Source organism: Pseudoalteromonas sp. SIMBA_162 (genome assembly GCF_046535955.1).
GTDB lineage: Bacteria > Pseudomonadota > Gammaproteobacteria > Enterobacterales > Alteromonadaceae > Pseudoalteromonas > Pseudoalteromonas marina.
In genome coordinates, this window is the sequence record NZ_JAWJBQ010000231.1 from 1 (window position 1) to 294 (window position 294).

The window sequence follows — 294 nt, forward strand, 5'->3', positions numbered from 1 at the left end:
GCGAGCTGACCATTCGTCAGGCCATCCAGTCCGGTGACGGTTCCGTGGAAGCCCTGGGCGCGCGACTGGCCTGCGGCACTCGCTGCGGTTCCTGCCTGCCTGAACTCAAACGTCTTGTGGAAGAGGAGCGATCCGATGAGCGGACTGATTCGTTGGAAATGGCGTGACCTGATGTCGGTAACCAGCAGTGCAGAGTCTCTCGGGATTCTCATGGCGCGGCTGACCGACGGCCTGATGTCGCGGCGCGAGTGGAGTGGCGAGAATCGGCATGTGCCAGCGCGCAGCGATGCCAAC

1 protein-coding gene is annotated in these 294 nt (G+C 63.3%); it reads left to right on the forward strand.

The annotated features are described in order from the left end of the window. Positions 1 to 11 precede the first annotated feature (11 nt). The gene (locus tag R0J88_RS19480) at positions 12 to 167 is read left to right on the forward strand and encodes a bacterioferritin-associated ferredoxin (RefSeq protein ID WP_410900794.1); all 156 of its coding nucleotides are present in this window, start codon (positions 12 to 14) and stop codon (positions 165 to 167) included. Positions 168 to 294 lie beyond the last annotated feature (127 nt).